A 17,043-nucleotide genomic window follows, 5' to 3' on the forward strand; every position below is an offset into this window, starting at 1 on the left:
CAGCGTATCTGACGTGTGGACATTGACAACAATGTAGACACTGCCTACAGTCGGCGTCATGCCCGCTCTTTCCTCTGCCGCGTCCCTCCCCGACCAATCCGCGCGCGTCGCGATCATCACCGGCGGCAACAGCGGCCTGGGCTTCGCGACCGCGTCAGCCCTGGCGGCGCGCGGGGCCCGGGTCATCCTGGCCTCCCGCGACGAGGGCAAGGCCGCCTCGGCGGCGGCCGCCATCGGTGATCGCGCGCACGCCCGCCACCTCGACCTGGCCTCGCTGGCCTCGGTGCGCGATTTCGCCGCGGGCATCGACGAACCGGTCGACTATCTCGTCAACAACGCCGGCGCGATGTCGGCCACGCGCGAGCTCACCGTCGACGGCTTCGAAAGGCAGTTCGGCGTCAATCACCTCGGGCACTTCGCGTTGACCAATCTGCTTCTCGATCGCCTCACCGGGCGCGTTGTGACGCTGACCTCCAGCGCGCATCGCTCCGCGTCGATCAATATGGACGACCTCCAGTGGGAGCGGCGCGCCTACAGTCCTTTCGGCGCCTACGGGCAGTCGAAGCTGGCGAATCTCCTGTTCACCGCCGAGCTGCAGCGGCGACTCGCGGCCGCGGGGTCTGCGGTGCTGTCGACGGCCGCGCATCCGGGATGGGCGTCGACCGGTTTCCGGATCGCCAGCGGCAACCGGGTGCTCGATCGCGTCAGCGCGATGGTCACTCCGCTCCTGGCTCAGGGACCTGACGCCGGCGCGCTACCCACGCTGCTCGCCGCGACCGGCGATGTTCCCGGCGGCTCGCTGTCCGGCCCCCGCCGCTGGGGCGTGCGCGGGCCGGCGGCGCTGACCGATCCGTCGCCGGCGGCCACCGACCGCGAACTGGCCGGGCTCCTGTGGCGGGTCTCCGAAGAGCTCACCCGCACCGCCTTCCCGCTGCGCACGACGGCGGCGGGCTGAACGGGACGGCGGATTCAGCGGACCCGCGGGATCTCGTGCCAGAGCTCGACGCTGTCCTCGTCCGACAGGCCGTCGCCGTCGCCGGACCGGCCGACGATCGTGACGGCGGTCTGATGGTGCGGTGAAGTACGGATGATGAGCCGCCGGGAAGACGCGGACTCCAGTATCCGAGCGAGCTCCTCGCGGATGGTCACGAGCTCGGGCTCCGACAGACCCTCCAGTCCGCCCTCGTCGAGCATCGTGACCGTGATGCCGCGCCGGCGCGCCGATTCGAGCTCGGCGCGCACGATGTCATCGAGGAGGCGCGGTCCACGCAGCTCGTCCCGCAGTCGACCCTCCGCCAGGCGTGCCTCGAGGCGTTCGGGCGGGCGGAGGTTGCCGCCCGTCTCGATCGTGCGGCCGAGGATGGGCCCGGCCGCCTGCAGCGCGCGCTGCACCTGCACGCGGCGCTCGCGCTGGCGTCCGGCCTGCGAGGCCTGCCATGCGGATGCCGCCTGCTGCAGTTCGGCCAGCTGCACGGTGTCGCGCGCGGCGCTGTCCAAAGCGATCATGAGAAGCTGCGCCGCAGCCACCCAGACGATCGATCCCACCAGCCCGAGGCTGAGCGCGGGGAGGATGCCGATCCACAGCGACACCGACGCGGCAGCGAGAGCGAGCCCGATCCACGCCACCCAGGGACGACGGCGCACCATGACGATCGTCATGAGGGCGCCCACTCCGCCGATGACCCACGTCGCGAACGGCTGGGTCCGCGACGACGGCGCGACGGCGAAGAGCACGGCGTTCGGCACGATGACCGCCACGGCCAGCGCGAGGGCCGCGGCCCACAGCGGCGGCGACGACTGCCGCGCGGGGACGGCGCCGCGCGGCGCCTTGGCGGGGCGACGCGCGCCCCACGCCACCCACAGCCACGTCACGACGAGGTACAGCGGCAGCGCCAGGAAGATGATCCACGGGTGGTCCACGTCGCCGCGGGGCCACCACAGCCCGCGCGCGGCGAGGTACGCCGTGAAGGCGACGGCGATGGCGGAGACGATCGACCGGACGGTCACCAGCGGTCCCCGCTCTCCCACTCGAGCGTCACCGTGGTGCCGGCGGGCCCCGACTCGATCTCGGTGCGACCGCCGACCGCGGTGACGCGTGCGAGGATCGACCCGCGGATGCCGAGGCGATCCTCCGGGATCCTCTCGACGTCGAACCCGGGGCCGCTGTCGCGCACGCGCACGCGCACCCGGCCCGGGTCGGCGGCGCCGCGCAGCTCCACCGCCAGCCCCTGCGCGTTCGCGTGCTGCACGGCATTGGCCACGGCTTGGAGCGCCGCCAGCACGAGCGCCCGCGCGACACGACCGGGCACCCTCGGCGTGTCGGGATCGATGCTGCGCGCCACCCGCAGGCGCACCCCCATCTCCTTCGACGCGGCCTCCAGGTCGTCGGCCAGCTGATCGGCGTCGACGGGCTCGTCGCTGCCCTCCCACGCGTCCTTCTCGGCGTTGGCGAGCCGCGTCAGCGCCTCCCGCGCCATGCTCACCGCGAGGGTCCGCTCGCGCGGGGTCGTGGCGCGCTCGGCGGCCAGGAGGGCGCCCAGCACGCTGTCGTGCATGAGGGCGGCCACCGCGACCCGCTCGCGTTCGGTCGCCGCTGCCGCGGCCGCATCCGCGTAGCTCGCCACGGCGCGTGCGCGCGTCTCGTCGACGTTGGCCGCCACCGAGCGGTACGTCCACCCGAGCACGACCAGCACGCTTCCGAGAATGATCGCGAACGAGACGTCGAGTCCGACGGGCAGCCAGAAGGTCTCCGCGAACCCCGCCTGGATGAGACGGACGGCCCCGAACAGCAGCGGCGTCACGATCGTCCACACGATCTGCAGGAGCAACGGGAACGCCACGACCGTGGCGACGGTCGCGACGTTGATCAGGTAGAAGATCCACGGCTCCTCGGTGGGAACGGGCTGCGAACCCACCGTGACGAAGGGCCACGCCACCAGCGCGATCACGTACACGACAGCGAAGACGCCGCTGAAGACCCGGGCGAATCGCCCCCACACGCAGGCGATGATCATCGCCACGAGCGGGAGGAACACCACCAGCACGAGCGGCACATGCCATCCCGCGCGCTCGTCGCCCGGGCCGAACGCCGCGACGAGCGCCTGAGCGCCGAGCGCGAGGCATCCGGGGCCCACGAGCAGCGTGATCACCCGCTCGATGCGGGTGCGCGTGAAGGCGCCGAGCGTCTCCGTCGCCTCACGCGACTGCGGGATATGGCCCCACGCGGCCTCGAGAACCGACCGGCCGCCGTCAGCCATGTCCGTCGTCGTTCTCGGACTGCTGCAGGATGCCATCCTCCATCGCCCGCCGCAGCAGGTCGACCTTGGTGGGGGCGGGGCGGCCGACTTCGACGTATTTCACCCGCACGCGGGTGATGTTCTCCTTGGCGGTGGAGTAGGCCACTCCGAGGCGATCGGCGACGGCCTTCAGCGGCAGGCCCGCGGCATACAGCCGCAGCACCTCGCGCTCGCGGGCGGACAGCTGCGCGTCGGCGAACTCGCGATCGGCTTCGACGGCGCTCGCCCATTCGACGTTGTTGAGCGGCTCTCCCCGGGCGACCGTCCGCACGGCGGCGAGCACCTCGTCGATGGGCGAGGCCTTGCTGACGATGCCCGCCGCCCCCGCCGACAACGCCTCGCGCACGGCGGCCGGGCGGTCGGCGACGCTGTGGATCAGCACGCTCGACCCGTCGGCCACCAGGCGCCCGACGTTCTCGATGACGGTCGTGCCGTCCCCGAGGGTGAGGTCGAGCACGATCACGTCTGCGGGCGCCTCGCCGGAGGTGCTCCGCCACGCCAGGTACTCGGTGACGTTGCTGCCGGAGAAGACCACGGCGGTGCTGTCCTCGCGGGCGCACGCCGCCTCGAGACCGAGACGCACCGACTCGTGATCGTCGATCAGGGCGACGCGGGTCATAGCCGCCATCGTATCGGTGTCATCGGCTGAGCACCGCGACCACCTCGAGATGATGCGAGTGAGGGAAGAGGTCGACGCCGCGGACGCCGCCCACGACGCGGTAGCCGGCGTCGCGGAAAGTGCCGAGATCGCGGGCGAGGGCGACCGGATCGCAGGCGACGTAGACGACGGTGCGCGGGGAGAGGGCGACGATCCCGGCCACCACGTCCCGGCCGGCACCCGCGCGGGGCGGATCCAGCAGCACGACCCCGCGTGCGAGCCTCTCGCGCTCGTGAGCGGAGGCGGAGGCGACGCGCTCGGCGAGGAAGCGTTCCACACGCGCCGTCTCCGCCCGGGCACCGACCCATTCGGCCAGATTCTCCCCCGCGTGCTCGGTGGCACGCGGGTCGGACTCGACCGATGTGATGCGGGTGGCGGGCCCGCCGAGCTCGGCGAGGGTGGCGGCGAACAGGCCCACGCCCCCGTAGAGATCGAGGTGGGCGGCATCCGGGTCGACGGGAAGCTCGGGGTCGGCGGCACGCAGTTGCTCGGTCACGACGCGTGTGAGAGACGAGGCGGCGAGTCGGTGCACCTGCCAGAACCCACGGGCGTCCACTCGGAACTCCCGGCCGGCGACCTGCTCGGTGAGGATCTCCGGCGCCGGGAGGCGACGCCGATCGGCGTCGTCCGGTCGCGGCAGGACGCGGACGCGGCCGTCGGCGGGCTGCACGAGATCGACCCGCCCCGCCGCCTGCCCCCGCACGCGGGCGGCGGCGCGGGCCACGGCATCCGTGGCCAGCGGGAGGTCGGGGACCTCGATGACGCGGTGGCTGCGCGCCGCGAACGGGCCGATCCGTCCCGCGTCGTCGACGTGCAGGCTGACCCGCGTCCGCCAGCCCGTTCCATCCGGGCTCTCCGCGGCGGCGACAGCCCCGGATGCGTCGGAGACCGCGAGCGCCGGCTCCACTCCGGCGTCGACATCGACCTTGCCGATGCGCTGAAGCGCGTCCCGCAGCACCGCGAGCTTGAGTTCCCGCTGGTGATCGAGCGCGATGTGCCCGAACTCTGCTCCCCCGGGGCGGTCTTCGGGTGCGACGGCGACGTCGGCTGCCGCCCAGACGTGCGGACGTCGATGCGGCGATGCCGTCAGCACCTCGACCGTCTCGGCGCGCCAGAACGAGGTCTTGCGGGTGTCGGTCAGGCGCGCGCGGACCCGTTCGCCGGGGATCGCGTCCGCGACGAAGACCACGCGGCCGTCGAGCCGGCTCACGAACACCCCGCCGTGCGCCACGTCGGTGATGTCCAGCTCGACGAGCTTCCCGTCATCCATCCCTCCACCCTCGCACGGCTAGCGTGAGGGGATGCGCGTCTGCCTTGCATCCACGTCCCCCGCGCGGCTCCAGCTGCTGCGCCAGGCCGGCATCGAACCCGACACTGTCGCGCCCGACGTCGACGAGGAGGCGGTGATCGCGGCCGTGGAGGAACGGGAACGCCGCCGCCTTCCCGCACCGGAGCACGTCCTTGTCCTGGCCCGGCGCAAGGCCGCCGAGGTCGCGGCGCGCCTGGGAACCGTCTACGACGGGTTCGTCCTCGGGGGCGACTCGATGTTCGAGATCGACGGCGAGATCCTGGGAAAGCCGCACACCGCGGAGGCCGCGACCGCGCGGTGGCGGGCCATGCGCGGGCGCACGGGGGTCCTCCATTCCGGGCACAGCGTGATCCGGCTCTCCCCGGGTCTGCCCGCGCGCGAGGCCGCTGCCGTCGCCGAGGCCTCCGTGACCTTCACCGCCGACGTCACGGATGCCGAGATCGACGCGTATGTCGCCACGGGCGAGCCGCTCGCAGTCGCAGGCGCGTTCACGGTCGACAGCCTGGGCGGCCCGTTCATCGAGAGCGTCACGGGGGACCCGTCGACGGTGGTGGGGATGTCGCTGTCGACCATCCGTCACCTCGTGCGGGAGCTCGGCGGCGACTGGCCGGCGCTCTGGAACCGCGCCGAGGCTTCGTAGACTCCCACACACCTTTTTCGGCGTTTCTTGTGCAGGGTGCTCAAAAGCGGGACCCCTGCCCTGGGTAGGCTGGCACCCATGCCGGAAATCGCCAAGGTCCTGGTCGCGAATCGCGGCGAGATCGCCGTCCGAATCATCCGCGCGGCTCGCGACTCCGGTCGCGGAAGCGTCGCGGTGTACGCCGACCAGGATCGCGATGCGCTTCACGCCCGGCTCGCCGACGAGGCGTACGCACTCGAAGGCGCCACGAGCGCCGACACGTACCTGTCGATCGACAAGATCCTCTCCGTCGCCCGTCGCTCCGGCGCCGATGCGGTGCATCCGGGATACGGCTTCCTCGCCGAGAACGCCGAGTTCGCCCGTGCCGTGATCGCGGCGGGGCTCGTGTGGATCGGCCCCTCGCCGGAGGCGATCGAAGCGCTCGGCGACAAGGTCACGGCTCGGCACGTCGCCGAGAAGGTCGGCGCACCGCTGGCCCCCGGCACCCCTGGCCCGGTCTCCGGCGCCGACGAGGTCGTCGCCTTCGCGGAGGAGGTCGGTCTTCCGATCGCCATCAAGGCCGCCTACGGCGGCGGCGGGCGCGGTTTGAAGGTCGCCCGGACGATCGAGGAGATTCCCGAGCTGTTCGACTCCGCCACGCGCGAGGCCGTCACGGCGTTCGGGCGCGGGGAGTGCTTCGTGGAGAAGTACCTCGACCGCCCCCGTCACGTCGAGACGCAATGCCTGGCGGATGCCGCCGGCAACGTCGTGGTCGTCTCGACGCGCGACTGCTCGCTGCAGCGCCGGCACCAGAAGCTCGTCGAGGAGGCCCCCGCCCCGTTCCTCACCGACGAGCAGAACGACATCCTCTACACCGCGTCCAAGGCGATCCTCCGCGAGGTGGGTTACGTCGGCGCGGGCACGTGCGAGTTCCTCATCGGCGCCGACGGCACGATCTCGTTCCTCGAGGTGAACACGCGCCTGCAGGTGGAGCATCCGGTCTCGGAGGAGGTCACCGGGCTCGATCTCGTGCGCGAGCAGTTCCGCCTGGCTGAGGGCGAGGAGCTCGGCTACGACGACCCGGCGCCGTCGGGGCACTCGATCGAGTTCCGCATCAACGGCGAGGATCCGGGCCGCGGCTTCCTCCCGCAACCCGGGCCCATCCACGTCTTCAAGACCTTCGGGGGCCCCGGCATCCGGCTCGATTCGGGGGTGACGGCGGGTGACAGCGTCTCGGGCGCCTTCGACTCGCTGCTCGCGAAGATCATCGTCACCGGCCGCGACCGCGCCGAGGCGCTGCAGCGCGCGCGCCGCGCCCTCGACGAGTTCGAGGTGGCCGGCCTTCCCACCGTGCTGCCGTTTCACCGCAAGCTCGTGCGCGAGCCCGCCTTCACCGCCGAGGACGGCGGATTCGGCGTGTACACACGGTGGATCGAGACCGAGTTCGACAACGACATCCCCGCGTGGGACGGCGAGCTCGACGCACCGGCGGCTCCGGCCGCGCGCCACACCGTGGTCGTCGAGGTCGGCGGCAAGCGCCTCGAAGTGAGCCTTCCCGAGCGCATCGCCACCACGTCGAGCACGTCGGGCCGCCCGGCCGCCGTACCGCCCTCGCGCCGCTCGCACGCCGCCTCCGCCGTGGCGGGGGCCACCGGTGACGCGGTCAAGGCGCCGATGCAGGCGACGATCGTCAAGCTCGCCGTCGCGGACGGTCAGGCCGTCGTGAAGGGCGATCTCGTCGTGGTGCTCGAGGCGATGAAGATGGAGCAGCCGATCCAGGCGCACAAGGACGGCGTCATCGGCGCGATCGACGCGACGCCCGGCACGACGGTGTCGGCGGGCCATCAGCTCCTGACGATCTCCTGAGGTCTCGCGCTTCGTCTCGGTTGCTCCGCTCCCTCGCTCAGCGGCCGGGCGGCGTCAGATCCGGACGCTGAGCGAGCGCAGCGAGACGAAGCGTCAGGGCGCGGGGGCGTCGTCGCTGCGGTCGACGATGTGCATCGCGCGGGTGGCGTCCGTGATGCTCGCCGATAGCGACGGGTAGACCGCGAACACGCGCGAGACCTGGTCGACCGTGAGGCGCCGCTCCACGGCGATCGCGAGCGGATAGATCAGCTCCGACGCGCGCGGTCCGACGATGACGCCGCCGATCACGGTGCCGCTCCCCTGCCGTGCGATGACCTTCACGAAGCCGTCCTTGATGCCCTGCATCTTGGCGCGCGGGTTGGCGGAGAGCGGGAGCTTGCGCACCACGCCGTCGATCACGCCGCCGGCGATGTCGTGCTCCTGCCATCCGACCGTCGCGATCTCCGGCGCCGTGAAGATGTTCGCCGCGATCCGGCGGCGCTCGAGCGGAATGACGACATCGCCGAGCGCGTGGAAGACCGCGGTGCGCCCCTGCATGGACGCGACGGATGCCAGCGGCACGAACGTGGTGCAGTCCCCGGCGGCGTAGATATTCGGCACCGACGTCCGCGCGACGCGGTTGACGCGGATGTGGCCGGAGTCGGTCAGCTGCACCCCCGCCTCCTCGAGCCCGATGCCGGCGGTGTTGGGGACGGCCCCGACGGCCATGAGGCAGTGGCTCCCCTCCACGGTCCGCCCGTCGGCGAGCGTCACGACCACACCCTCGCCGGTGTTGACGACGCTGTCCGCGCGCGCCTTCGACAGCAGCGTCATGCCGCCCCGCTTGAAGACCTTCTCCAGCACCGCCGCCGCATCCGGATCTTCACCGGGGAGCACCTGGTCGCGACTGGAGATGAGCGTGACCTCGGAGCCGAGGTTCATGTACGCCGAAGCGAACTCGGCCCCCGTGACACCGGAACCGACGACGATGAGGTGCTTGGGAAGCGCCTTCATGTCGTACAGCTGCTTCCACGTGAGGATGCGTTCCCCGTCGGGCCGGGCCGACGCCAGCTCGCGCGGTGACGCGCCGACCGATACGACGAGCGTGTCGGCTTCGACCCGGTCGAAGTCGATGCCGCCCTGCTCGGTGGAGACGATCACGGCGGAGTCGCCGTCCAGGCGCCCCTGCCCCGAGATGATGCGGACGCCTGCCTCCACGAGCGCGGCGCGCATGTCGTCGGACTGCTGCCGGGCCAGCGACAGCACGCGCTTGTTGACCGCGGCGATGTTCACCGCCACCTGCGGACGCAGCGGCCGGCCGTCGTCGGTGCGGGCGAACAGCTCGACCCCGAGATCGCTCGCCCCCGCGATCGCCACAGCGGCGTCGGCGGTGGCGATGAGGGTCTTGGAGGGGACGACGTCGGTGATGACGGCGGAGCCGCCCACACCGGCGCGCTCGACGAGGGTCACCTCGGCGCCGAGCTGGGCGGCGGCGATGGCCGCCTCGTAACCGCCGGGGCCGCCGCCGAGGATGGCGACGGTCTGAGTGCGCTCGAAGCTGAGGGACATGGCATCCATTCTTCCGGACGCGCCCGGCGAATCAGGCCGTGTGGCACCGGGAGCCCCTGCTTCCTAGAGTGGAGGGATGCCACACACCCTCGCGAACCCGCTCGACGACCCCGCGGCCGATCCGTTCGAGGTCGCCGCGCAGGCCGCTGCCGACATCGCGCGCCTGACCGGGGTCCCGCAGCACGACGTCGCCGTGACGCTGGGAAGCGGATGGGGCCGCGCCGCCGAGCTCGTCGGCGAGACGGTCGCGACGGTGCCGGCGATCGAGGTCACCGGCTTCAGCAAGCCCGCGCTCGAGGGCCACGTGGGAACGCTCCGCAGCGTCCGGACGCCCGCGGGCCGCCGCATCCTGGTCATCGGAGCACGCACCCACTTCTACGAGGGGCACGGCGTGCGGCGGGTCGTCCACAGCGTCCGGACCGCGGCGGCCACGGGCGCGGGGACGATGATCCTCACGAACGGGGCGGGCGGCATCCGCGAGACGTGGCGCCCGGGGCAGCCGGTGCTCATCAGCGACCACCTCAACCTCACCGCGGCGTCGCCGCTGGAGGGCGCGACCTTCATCGACCTCACCGACCTGTACTCCCGGCGACTGCGCGATCTCGCTCGCTCCGTCGATCCGACTCTCGACGAAGGCGTGTACTGCCAGTTCCGCGGCCCCCACTACGAGACCCCCGCCGAGGTGCAGATGGCGAAGATCCTCGGAGGGCACATCGTCGGGATGTCCACCGCGCTCGAGGCGATCGCCGCGCGCCAGGCCGGCATGGAGATCCTCGGCATGTCGCTCATCACGAACCTCGCCGCCGGCATCCAGTCCACGCCGCTCAGTCACGAAGAAGTGCTCGAGGCCGGTCGCGAGGCGGAGCCGGTCATCTCCGCCCTCCTCGCCCGGATCATCGAGGCACTGTGAGCGAGCTGCCGGACGCCGTGCGCGCCGCCGCGGAGGCGTGGCTGGCGCAGGACCCGGATGCCCACACCCGCGCAGAGCTCAGCGATCTGCTGACCCGGGTCGACGAGGGGGACGAGACGGCCCGCGCCGACGTCTCCGATCGGTTCTCGCGCCGGCTCGCGTTCGGCACGGCCGGCCTCCGGGGGGCGCTGGGCGCGGGTCCCAACCGCATGAACCGCGTGCTGGTGGCGCAGGCGGCCGCGGGACTCGCGGCGTACCTGCTCGAGCGCGCCGAGCCGGGAAAGACCCCGAGCGTCGTCATCGGATACGACGGCCGGCGCAACTCCGACGTCTTCGCCCGCGATTCGGCCGAGATCTTCGCCGGCGCCGGCCTCTCCGCGATCCTCCTGCCGCGCCTGCTTCCCACTCCCGTGCTCGCGTTCGCGGTGCGACACCTCGGTGCCTCCGCCGGCGTCATGGTGACCGCGAGCCACAACCCGCCCGACGACAACGGCTACAAGGTGTACCTCGGCGGAGCGGATGAGGGCGCGCAGATCGTCTCGCCCGCCGACGCCGAGATCGCCGCGGCCATCCAGGTGGTGGCCGATCGGGGCGACATCGGGGAGATCCCCCGTTCGGTGGGGTACCGCAACGCCCCCGAGTCGGTGATCGATGCGTACGTCGCGGCCACCGCGGCCGTGGCGCCGGCCCCGGCGGGCGCTGCGGGCCTGAGGTGGGCGTACACCGCCATGCACGGCGTCGGGTGGGAGACGCTCCGCCGCATCCTCGCGGAGGCCGGGTACCCCGAGCCCACGACGGTGAGCGCGCAGATCGACCCGGATGGCACGTTCCCCACGGTGGCGTTCCCGAACCCCGAAGAGCCCGGGGCGATGGACCTGGCGTTCCAGACGGCGCGGGCATCCGGTGCCGAGCTGGTCCTCGCGAACGACCCCGACGCCGACCGTCTCGCCGTCGCCGTGCCCGACGCCGAGGTCGAAGGCGGGTGGCGCCAGCTCAGCGGAAACGAGGTCGGACTCCTCCTCGGCTGGCGTGCAGCCCGCGCGGCCGCCGGCTCCGCGGAGGCCACGCTGGCGTGCTCGTTGGTGTCCTCCCCGGGCCTGCAGGCGATCGCGGAGCACTACGGCCTGGGCTTCACCGCGACCCTCACGGGGTTCAAGTGGATCTCGCGCGCACCCGGCATCGTCTACGGCTTCGAAGAGGCCCTCGGCTATCTCGTCAACCCCGAGACGGTGCGCGACAAGGACGGCATCTCCGCGGCGGTGGCGTTGCTCGGTCTCGCGGCGGAGGCCCGCGAGCGCGGTACCGACGTCGCGGGACTCCTCCGGGAGCTGCGCGACACGTTCGGTGCCTACGCGAGCGACCAGATCTCGATCCGCGTGTCGGAGGTGGCGCAGATCGGCTCGATCATGACGTCGCTGCGCGCGCGGCCGCCCGCCGAGGTCGGCGGCATCGGCGTGTCGCGGATCGACGACCTCCTCGAGGGCGTCGACGGCCTCCCACCCGGCGACGTGCTGCGCATCTGGCTCGACGACGGCTCCCGATTGGTCGTCCGCCCGAGCGGCACGGAGCCGAAGCTCAAGATGTACCTCGACGTGCGCGGCGACTCCGACGACGAGGCGCGCCGACGCCTCGCGACCCTGCGGGATGGGGCACGACAGCTCCTCGACAGCATCCGCTGACCCCCTCCGGCGCGTCCCGCTCGCCCCTCGGCTCCTCCGCGGGTTTGGGGCGCTCGATGTGCTTTGGGGCGACCCATGAGCGCCCCGAAGCACATCCCGCGCCCCAAAACCTGTGGGAGGTACGCGCGGCCACCCGGCGCTAATCCTCCTCCCCAGGCGGTTCGCCGCGCGGGTCGTCCCCAGGTCGCCGACGCCGGCCCCGGATGCTGTCCGCCGAGGCCGAGCATGGGGCGATGCGCACAGCCGGACGGGTCACGCTTCTCCGACGAGACGATCTCGCCGCAGAGGGACTCGACTCGCGCGCGATCCGCCGCCAGGTGGCGCAGCGCCGCCTCTTCGCGGTGCGGCCCGGCGTCTACGCGCGTCCGGTCGACGGCGCCGCGCTGACGCCGGAGGAGCGGATGCGGGCACGCGCGGTCGCGTGGGACGAGACGGCGTCGCATCCGCCGGTGTTCTCCCATACGACGGCGGCCGCGCTGCACGATCTGCCGCTGTGGCGGCCGACCGATTCGCGGACGCATGTCATCGTGCCCGACGCGCGACCGGGCGCCGCCGACGGGCTGGTCCGCCACCGCGGCATGCTCGGCACCGCCGACATCGTCGAGATCGACGGCGTGCGGGTGACGAGCCTCGCCCGCACGGTCGCCGATGTCGCGCGCACCTCCGACTTCGACAGGGCCGTCGCCGTCGCCGACGCCGCCGTCCGCCAGGTGTCCCACGTCCGCAACGGCGTGTACCTCCAGGACCGCGCCGAGGAGTTCCTGCACACCGCGGAGGAGATCGCGCACCGCAGCGCGCACGGCAGGCGCCGGGCCACGCTCGTTCTCGATTTCGCCGACGGTCGCGCGCAGCTTCCCGGCGAGAGCGTCAGCCGCGTGCGGTTGGTCGCGCTCGGCTTCGCCCCGCCGCGCCTGCAAGTGCGGGTCGCCGGTCCGGATGGCGCGGATTACTGGGTCGACTTCGGTCTCGACGACGTCGCGTCCTTCGGCGAGTTCGACGGCAAAGGCAAGTACCGCGACCTGCTGCTGCGGCACGGCCTGTCGATGGAGCAGGTGCTGGAGCGGGAGAAGCAGCGCGAGGACTGGATCCGGGGCACGACACAGCGTCGTCTCGCCCGGTGGGGTTCGGAGCACATCGCCACCGCGCAGGCCCTCGGCGATCGCCTGGCGTCCTTCGGGATCACCCCGCCGCGGCGTCCCCGGGCCTGACCACGCGCTTCGGGGCGCGCGATGTGGTTTGGGGTGACCGATGAGCGCCCCGGCCCACATCCGCCGCCCCGAAACGGCGGCCCCGGCCCACATCCGCCCCCGCCGCCCCTCTCCGCGGGTTCGGGGCGCTCGATGTGGTTTGGGGCGACCGATGAGCGCCCCGGCCCACATCCGCCGCCCCGAAACGGCGGCCCCGGCCCACATCCGCCCCCCGCCCCGAACGGCGGGACGCGCGCGGGCGCCGTAGGCTCGGCGCCATGAACCTCGCCGAACCGGTCGTGCTCGAAAGCCCGCACGTGCGCCTGGAGCCGCTCGAGACGCGCCATGCCGCCGGGCTCGCCGCGGCTGCCGTCGGCTTGGAGCACGCGTGGTACACCTCCGTCCCCGCCCCGGATGCGGTCGCAGACGACATCGCCGCCCGACGGGCCGAGCAGTCAGCGGGCACGATGAACCCCTGGGCGATCCTCGTGGCGGGCGCGGTGGTCGGCGAGACGACGTTCTGCAACATCGCGCAGGCCGACCGTCACGTCGAGATCGGCGGCACGTGGCTCGCGCCGGCAGCCCAGCGCACCGCCGTCAACACCGCCGCGAAGCTGCTGCTGCTCTCGCACGCCTTCGAGGCGTGCGACGCGATCGCGGTGGAGTTCCGCACGCACTGGCACAACCGGCAGTCCCGTGCCGCCATCGAGCGGCTGGGCGCGAAGCAGGACGGCGTGCTGCGCAATCACCGGATCGGCCCCGACGGCATCCTGCGTGACAGCGTCGTCTACTCGATCCTGCCCGGCGAGTGGCCCGCCGTGCGGCGGGGTCTGCAGGCCCGGCTCGCGCGCACGGTGTGACGCTACGTGCGGGGGTTCCCGCCCCGCATCCCGTACACGACGATGCCCGCGATCGGGACGAGGAGCCAGAAGATCCAGCTCCACGACCAGAAGCCGAGGAATCCGAAGACGAGGAAGAGCACCAGCGCGACGATCGGGGTGATCGAGACGATCGCGACGCCCACCGGCCCGCCCAGGGGCTTGGAGCGCTCGAGCGGATTGCGGAACGGATCGTTTCCGGTGTCGGAGCTCATCGCGGCGCCTCTCGGTCGGGTGGGCGTTTTCGCGCCGACTCTACTCCCGCGCCCGTCAGCCGTCGATGACCGCCACGAGCTCGTCGAGGAACGCGGGGAAATCCGTCGCCCGGCGCACGATGCGCTGCACGCTCTCGCGTTCGGAGAAGACCTCGACGAACTGCTCGAACACGGTCTGGAAAGCCTCGCGATCGGCCTCGGAGAACGCCACCAGCGCGACCACCTGCACCCGGCCCTCCCCCCACGGGATGGAGGGGTCGGCGATGCCGATCGCGATCTGCGTGCGCGTCGCGGTCATGCCGATCGCGTGCGGCACGGCGAGCGCATCGGTGAAGGCCGTCGACGAGAGCGCCTCGCGCTCGATCGCACGCTCGATGTAGTCCTCGTCGATGACGCCCTGGGCGACCAGCAAGCCGCCCAGGCGACGGATGATGGCGGACTCGCCGCCCTCGACGTCGAGGCCGCGCACGAACGCCGACGCGTCGACGTAGCGCTCCAGCTCCGCGCGCAGGCGCGCGAGGCGTCGTCCGCGCCGGATGCGGGCGGCCGCCGCCTGCACCCGGTCGACGTCGGCGTCGGTGAGGAACGGCTGGATCCGCACGATCCGCTCCCCCGGCACCGGCGGATCGATCGTCGTCAGGATCAGGTCGGTGTCGATCGATGCCCAGTCGGGGTCGACGCGTGTCTCGACCCCGACGACCTCGATGGCCTGCCCCAGGGAGCGATCGACGCTCGAGCGCAGCAGTTCGTGCAACTCGTAGTAGCCCGGGCACACGATGGTCGCGGTGAGGAGCTGGTCGGCACGCCGACTGCGCTCCAGACGCCCGCCGACGTGCATCGCGATGTAGGCGATCTCGTCGTCGAGGATGGGGATGTCCAGGCTCCGGTGCAGGCCGCTCGCGATGTAGACGGCGACTTCGAAGATCATCGGATACGACGACTTCAGCGAGCGTGTGAGAGGGTTGCGCGACCACGCCTGCTCACGCGCGCGGTGCTGCAGGTTCTGCACGTGGAGCGCTAGGCGCAGGATGAAATCCTCGTGCGCGATGTCGACGAGGAACTCGGATGCCGCGCTTTCGACGACCTCGCGGACGGCCCGCTCCACCGCGGGGTCGAGCCGCGCGCGCACGTCGTCGGCGGCGGGGGCACCCGGCGCCACGACGCGCGTGAGCACCAGTGTGGCCAGGTGCTGCCGGTCGCCGGCGCCCAGTCGCACGCCGAGGTGGGCGAGCGTCAGCCGGTCCAGCAACGCCGCGAGGTCTTCGTGGGCCGCCGACATCTCCCCCGCCGCCGTCTCCAGCGCGCGCTCCCGCGCGATGCGGTCGGCGGCGATCGCGATGTGCATGACGACGTCGCCGATGCCGTACTCGTTGACGAAGTACCCGCGCGCGCCGAGCTCGGACACCAGTTCGGCCTTGAACGGACCGAACGCCTGCGCGCCGACCGATTCGGCACCCAGTGTGCGCCGGAGCGCCTCGAGGTCGAATGAGCCGGCGTCCATCTCGTCGTGGGCGAGCCGGCTGAGCAGCCTCCGCTGCGCCATCTCGGTGCCGCGGAGGCGAGCGGTCGAGGCGGATCTCTCGAGGGTCAGCTCGGTGCCGCCGAGGAGGCTCCGGACGCGTCCCAGGTCGGCTTCGAGGGTCGCGGGGCTGACATGCAGCGCCTCGGCCGTCACGAAGACGTCGACGCCGTCGTCGCTGTCGAGCAGCCGCCGCACCAGCGTGTGCAGGCGGTCTCGGGGCGTGCCGTTCTCCATCGAGCTCGCCGCTCGAAGCGCGGCCGCGGCATCCGGCCCCGCCCGGTACCCCTGCGGACCCGATTCGACGGCGGCGCCGGAGGGGACCCGCGCGTTGAGCGACGTGACATACGACCGGATGCTCCGCGGCGTCACACCGAGGACGTCGGCCAGCGAGGCTGCCGTCGCCCACTCGCCGTCCCGGGTCAGGAGGCCGAGGAGGCGGTCCTGGCGCGCTCTCGTCATGATTGCCGCTCCGGTGATTCACCGCGGCCGGATCGGTGCGGCCGCGCGTCCAGTCAATCACGGGGCGGATGCCTCGGACCCGCCGGCGCATGCGCGCCGCACGTCCCCGCGCCCCCAGCGACTGCCTCCCTGCAGGGTGAGCGCGAGTGGATTCGCCCGCGGCGACGTTCCGGGGGGTGGGAAACAGACGTGGTTGTCCGCTCTCAGGGAACTCACAACAATGGCGGAAGGGAGGCGGGTCGATGAGGATCCTGGTGGTGTGCGGTGCTGGCGCGTCCAGCACGTTCGTCGCCCAGCGCGTGCGCCGGGCAGCGTCCGAGCGCGGCCTGCCGTACGCGGCGGTGGCCGGGACGACCTCGTCGCTGGAGATCGATCTCGACTCCGCCGACCTCGTGCTCGTCGGCCCGCACCTCGCCGGGCAGCGCGAGCACATCGAGCGCACGGCCGCAGCACACGGCGCCGCGGTCGTCGTCCTCCCCGACGACGTCTTCACCGACCTCACCGGAGAGCGCACGCTCGACCTCGTGGTCGCTGCCGTCGGTCCCGCCGCGATCGTCCCCGATACCCCCGCCGAGAGATAGAAAGCAGGAGCGACATGCCCCAGGTCACCCGCACCGTCAGGATCGGATCGTCACACGGTCTGCACGCCCGGCCCGCGAAGCTGTTCGCGCAGGCGGCGAAGGAGTCTGGCATCCCCGTCACCATCGCCAAGGACGCCGGCTCGCCGGTGAACGCCGCGAGCATCCTGGGCGTCATCGCCCTCGGCATCGAGCAGGGCGACTACGTCACCCTCACGGCCGACGGCGACGCCGCCGACGCGACGCTCGACACCCTCGCGGAGCTTCTGACGACCGACCACGACGCCGCATGAGCGCCGGATCGGACGAGGGAGCGCGC

General features: G+C 72.4%; 16 protein-coding genes. 9 read left to right on the forward strand and 7 right to left on the reverse strand.

Annotated elements, in window-relative coordinates; genetic code table 11:
- The first annotated feature begins 58 nt into the window (after nt 1-58).
- Nucleotides 59-955: an oxidoreductase gene (locus ACTU3I_RS11925; RefSeq protein WP_442925907.1), complete on the forward strand. Its 897-nt coding sequence runs from the start codon at nt 59-61 to the stop codon at nt 953-955.
- Nucleotides 956-969: 14 nt separating this feature from the next.
- On the opposite strand, the gene ACTU3I_RS11930 is transcribed toward ACTU3I_RS11925, so the two are convergent.
- From ACTU3I_RS11930 to ACTU3I_RS11945, 4 genes are read right to left on the reverse strand one after another with little or no spacing between them, the layout of a single operon-like run.
- The gene (locus ACTU3I_RS11930; RefSeq protein ID WP_442925908.1) at nt 970-2,007 is read right to left on the reverse strand and encodes a hypothetical protein; all 1,038 of its coding nucleotides are present in this window, start codon (nt 2,005-2,007) and stop codon (nt 970-972) included.
- Nucleotides 2,004-3,257 (reverse strand): sensor histidine kinase, encoded by a 1,254-nt coding sequence (locus tag ACTU3I_RS11935; protein ID WP_442925909.1) that lies wholly within the window; start codon nt 3,255-3,257, stop codon nt 2,004-2,006. Before ACTU3I_RS11935 ends, ACTU3I_RS11930 begins: the two co-directional genes overlap by 4 nt.
- Nucleotides 3,250-3,915: a response regulator gene (locus tag ACTU3I_RS11940; RefSeq protein WP_442925910.1), complete on the reverse strand. Its 666-nt coding sequence runs from the start codon at nt 3,913-3,915 to the stop codon at nt 3,250-3,252. The genes ACTU3I_RS11935 and ACTU3I_RS11940 overlap by 8 nt, the downstream gene beginning before the upstream one ends.
- Nucleotides 3,916-3,934: 19 nt before the next feature.
- Nucleotides 3,935-5,224 (reverse strand): class I SAM-dependent RNA methyltransferase, encoded by a 1,290-nt coding sequence (locus ACTU3I_RS11945; RefSeq protein ID WP_442925911.1) that lies wholly within the window; start codon nt 5,222-5,224, stop codon nt 3,935-3,937.
- Nucleotides 5,225-5,255: 31 nt separating this feature from the next.
- Here ACTU3I_RS11945 and ACTU3I_RS11950 point away from each other — a divergent pair, with 31 nt between their 5' ends.
- Complete coding sequence (locus tag ACTU3I_RS11950; protein WP_442925912.1) at nt 5,256-5,903, forward strand: Maf family protein; 648 nt, start codon at nt 5,256-5,258, stop codon at nt 5,901-5,903.
- Between the two features lie 78 nt (nt 5,904-5,981).
- The gene (locus ACTU3I_RS11955; RefSeq protein WP_442925913.1) at nt 5,982-7,748 is read left to right on the forward strand and encodes an ATP-binding protein; all 1,767 of its coding nucleotides are present in this window, start codon (nt 5,982-5,984) and stop codon (nt 7,746-7,748) included.
- Nucleotides 7,749-7,841: 93 nt separating this feature from the next.
- On the opposite strand, the gene ACTU3I_RS11960 is transcribed toward ACTU3I_RS11955, so the two are convergent.
- Nucleotides 7,842-9,296 carry an NAD(P)H-quinone dehydrogenase gene (locus ACTU3I_RS11960; protein WP_442925914.1) on the reverse strand — a complete coding sequence of 485 codons (1,455 nt, stop codon included), beginning with the start codon at nt 9,294-9,296 and terminating at the stop codon, nt 7,842-7,844.
- 76 nt (nt 9,297-9,372) lie between these two features.
- On the opposite strand from ACTU3I_RS11960, the gene ACTU3I_RS11965 reads away from it, so the two are divergent.
- The 4 genes from ACTU3I_RS11965 (at nt 9,373) to ACTU3I_RS11980 (ending at nt 13,932) form a co-directional block, all read left to right on the forward strand.
- Complete coding sequence (locus tag ACTU3I_RS11965; RefSeq protein WP_442925915.1) at nt 9,373-10,206, forward strand: purine-nucleoside phosphorylase; 834 nt, start codon at nt 9,373-9,375, stop codon at nt 10,204-10,206.
- Between the two features lie 5 nt (nt 10,207-10,211).
- Nucleotides 10,212-11,885 carry a phospho-sugar mutase gene (locus ACTU3I_RS11970; RefSeq protein ID WP_442926402.1) on the forward strand — a complete coding sequence of 558 codons (1,674 nt, stop codon included), beginning with the start codon at nt 10,212-10,214 and terminating at the stop codon, nt 11,883-11,885.
- 233 nt (nt 11,886-12,118) lie between these two features.
- Nucleotides 12,119-13,093: a type IV toxin-antitoxin system AbiEi family antitoxin domain-containing protein gene (locus ACTU3I_RS11975; RefSeq protein WP_442925916.1), complete on the forward strand. Its 975-nt coding sequence runs from the start codon at nt 12,119-12,121 to the stop codon at nt 13,091-13,093.
- A gap of 257 nt (nt 13,094-13,350) precedes the next feature.
- Nucleotides 13,351-13,932, forward strand: coding sequence for a GNAT family N-acetyltransferase (locus ACTU3I_RS11980; RefSeq protein WP_442925917.1), 582 nt, complete (start codon nt 13,351-13,353; stop codon nt 13,930-13,932).
- Nucleotides 13,933-13,934: 2 nt separating this feature from the next.
- Here the strand turns inward: ACTU3I_RS11980 and ACTU3I_RS11985 are convergent, their stop codons facing one another.
- Complete coding sequence (locus ACTU3I_RS11985) at nt 13,935-14,165, reverse strand: hypothetical protein (RefSeq protein ID WP_442925918.1); 231 nt, start codon at nt 14,163-14,165, stop codon at nt 13,935-13,937.
- A 55-nt stretch (nt 14,166-14,220) separates the two neighbouring features.
- Nucleotides 14,221-16,146, reverse strand: a complete 1,926-nt coding sequence (locus ACTU3I_RS11990; protein WP_442925919.1) for a BglG family transcription antiterminator — start codon at nt 16,144-16,146, stop codon at nt 14,221-14,223.
- A gap of 242 nt (nt 16,147-16,388) precedes the next feature.
- On the opposite strand from ACTU3I_RS11990, the gene ACTU3I_RS11995 reads away from it, so the two are divergent.
- Nucleotides 16,389-16,727 (forward strand): PTS sugar transporter subunit IIB, encoded by a 339-nt coding sequence (locus ACTU3I_RS11995; RefSeq protein WP_442925920.1) that lies wholly within the window; start codon nt 16,389-16,391, stop codon nt 16,725-16,727.
- Nucleotides 16,728-16,741: 14 nt separating this feature from the next.
- Nucleotides 16,742-17,017 carry an HPr family phosphocarrier protein gene (locus ACTU3I_RS12000; RefSeq protein WP_442925921.1) on the forward strand — a complete coding sequence of 92 codons (276 nt, stop codon included), beginning with the start codon at nt 16,742-16,744 and terminating at the stop codon, nt 17,015-17,017.
- Nucleotides 17,018-17,043: the final 26 nt, after the last annotated feature.

The sequence above is a fragment of the Microbacterium sp. RD1 genome (assembly GCF_052220165.1).
GTDB lineage: Bacteria > Actinomycetota > Actinomycetes > Actinomycetales > Microbacteriaceae > Microbacterium.

What these genes read in the sequence shown, in the direction of transcription:
- ACTU3I_RS11940 (WP_442925910.1), bottom strand. Translation starts at nt 3,915, where the DNA reads ATGACCCGCGTCGCCCTGATCGACGATCACGAGTCGGTGCGTCTCGGT.
- ACTU3I_RS11985 (WP_442925918.1), bottom strand. Translation starts at nt 14,165, where the DNA reads ATGAGCTCCGACACCGGAAACGATCCGTTCCGCAATCCGCTCGAGCGC.
- ACTU3I_RS11935 (WP_442925909.1), bottom strand. Translation starts at nt 3,257, where the DNA reads ATGGCTGACGGCGGCCGGTCGGTTCTCGAGGCCGCGTGGGGCCATATC.
- ACTU3I_RS11955 (WP_442925913.1), top strand. Translation starts at nt 5,982, where the DNA reads ATGCCGGAAATCGCCAAGGTCCTGGTCGCGAATCGCGGCGAGATCGCC.
- ACTU3I_RS11975 (WP_442925916.1), top strand. Translation starts at nt 12,119, where the DNA reads ATGCGCACAGCCGGACGGGTCACGCTTCTCCGACGAGACGATCTCGCC.
- ACTU3I_RS11925 (WP_442925907.1), top strand. Translation starts at nt 59, where the DNA reads ATGCCCGCTCTTTCCTCTGCCGCGTCCCTCCCCGACCAATCCGCGCGC.
- ACTU3I_RS11945 (WP_442925911.1), bottom strand. Translation starts at nt 5,224, where the DNA reads ATGGATGACGGGAAGCTCGTCGAGCTGGACATCACCGACGTGGCGCAC.
- ACTU3I_RS11990 (WP_442925919.1), bottom strand. Translation starts at nt 16,146, where the DNA reads ATGACGAGAGCGCGCCAGGACCGCCTCCTCGGCCTCCTGACCCGGGAC.
- ACTU3I_RS11950 (WP_442925912.1), top strand. Translation starts at nt 5,256, where the DNA reads ATGCGCGTCTGCCTTGCATCCACGTCCCCCGCGCGGCTCCAGCTGCTG.
- ACTU3I_RS12000 (WP_442925921.1), top strand. Translation starts at nt 16,742, where the DNA reads ATGCCCCAGGTCACCCGCACCGTCAGGATCGGATCGTCACACGGTCTG.
- ACTU3I_RS11995 (WP_442925920.1), top strand. Translation starts at nt 16,389, where the DNA reads ATGAGGATCCTGGTGGTGTGCGGTGCTGGCGCGTCCAGCACGTTCGTC.
- ACTU3I_RS11980 (WP_442925917.1), top strand. Translation starts at nt 13,351, where the DNA reads ATGAACCTCGCCGAACCGGTCGTGCTCGAAAGCCCGCACGTGCGCCTG.
- ACTU3I_RS11960 (WP_442925914.1), bottom strand. Translation starts at nt 9,296, where the DNA reads ATGTCCCTCAGCTTCGAGCGCACTCAGACCGTCGCCATCCTCGGCGGC.
- ACTU3I_RS11965 (WP_442925915.1), top strand. Translation starts at nt 9,373, where the DNA reads ATGCCACACACCCTCGCGAACCCGCTCGACGACCCCGCGGCCGATCCG.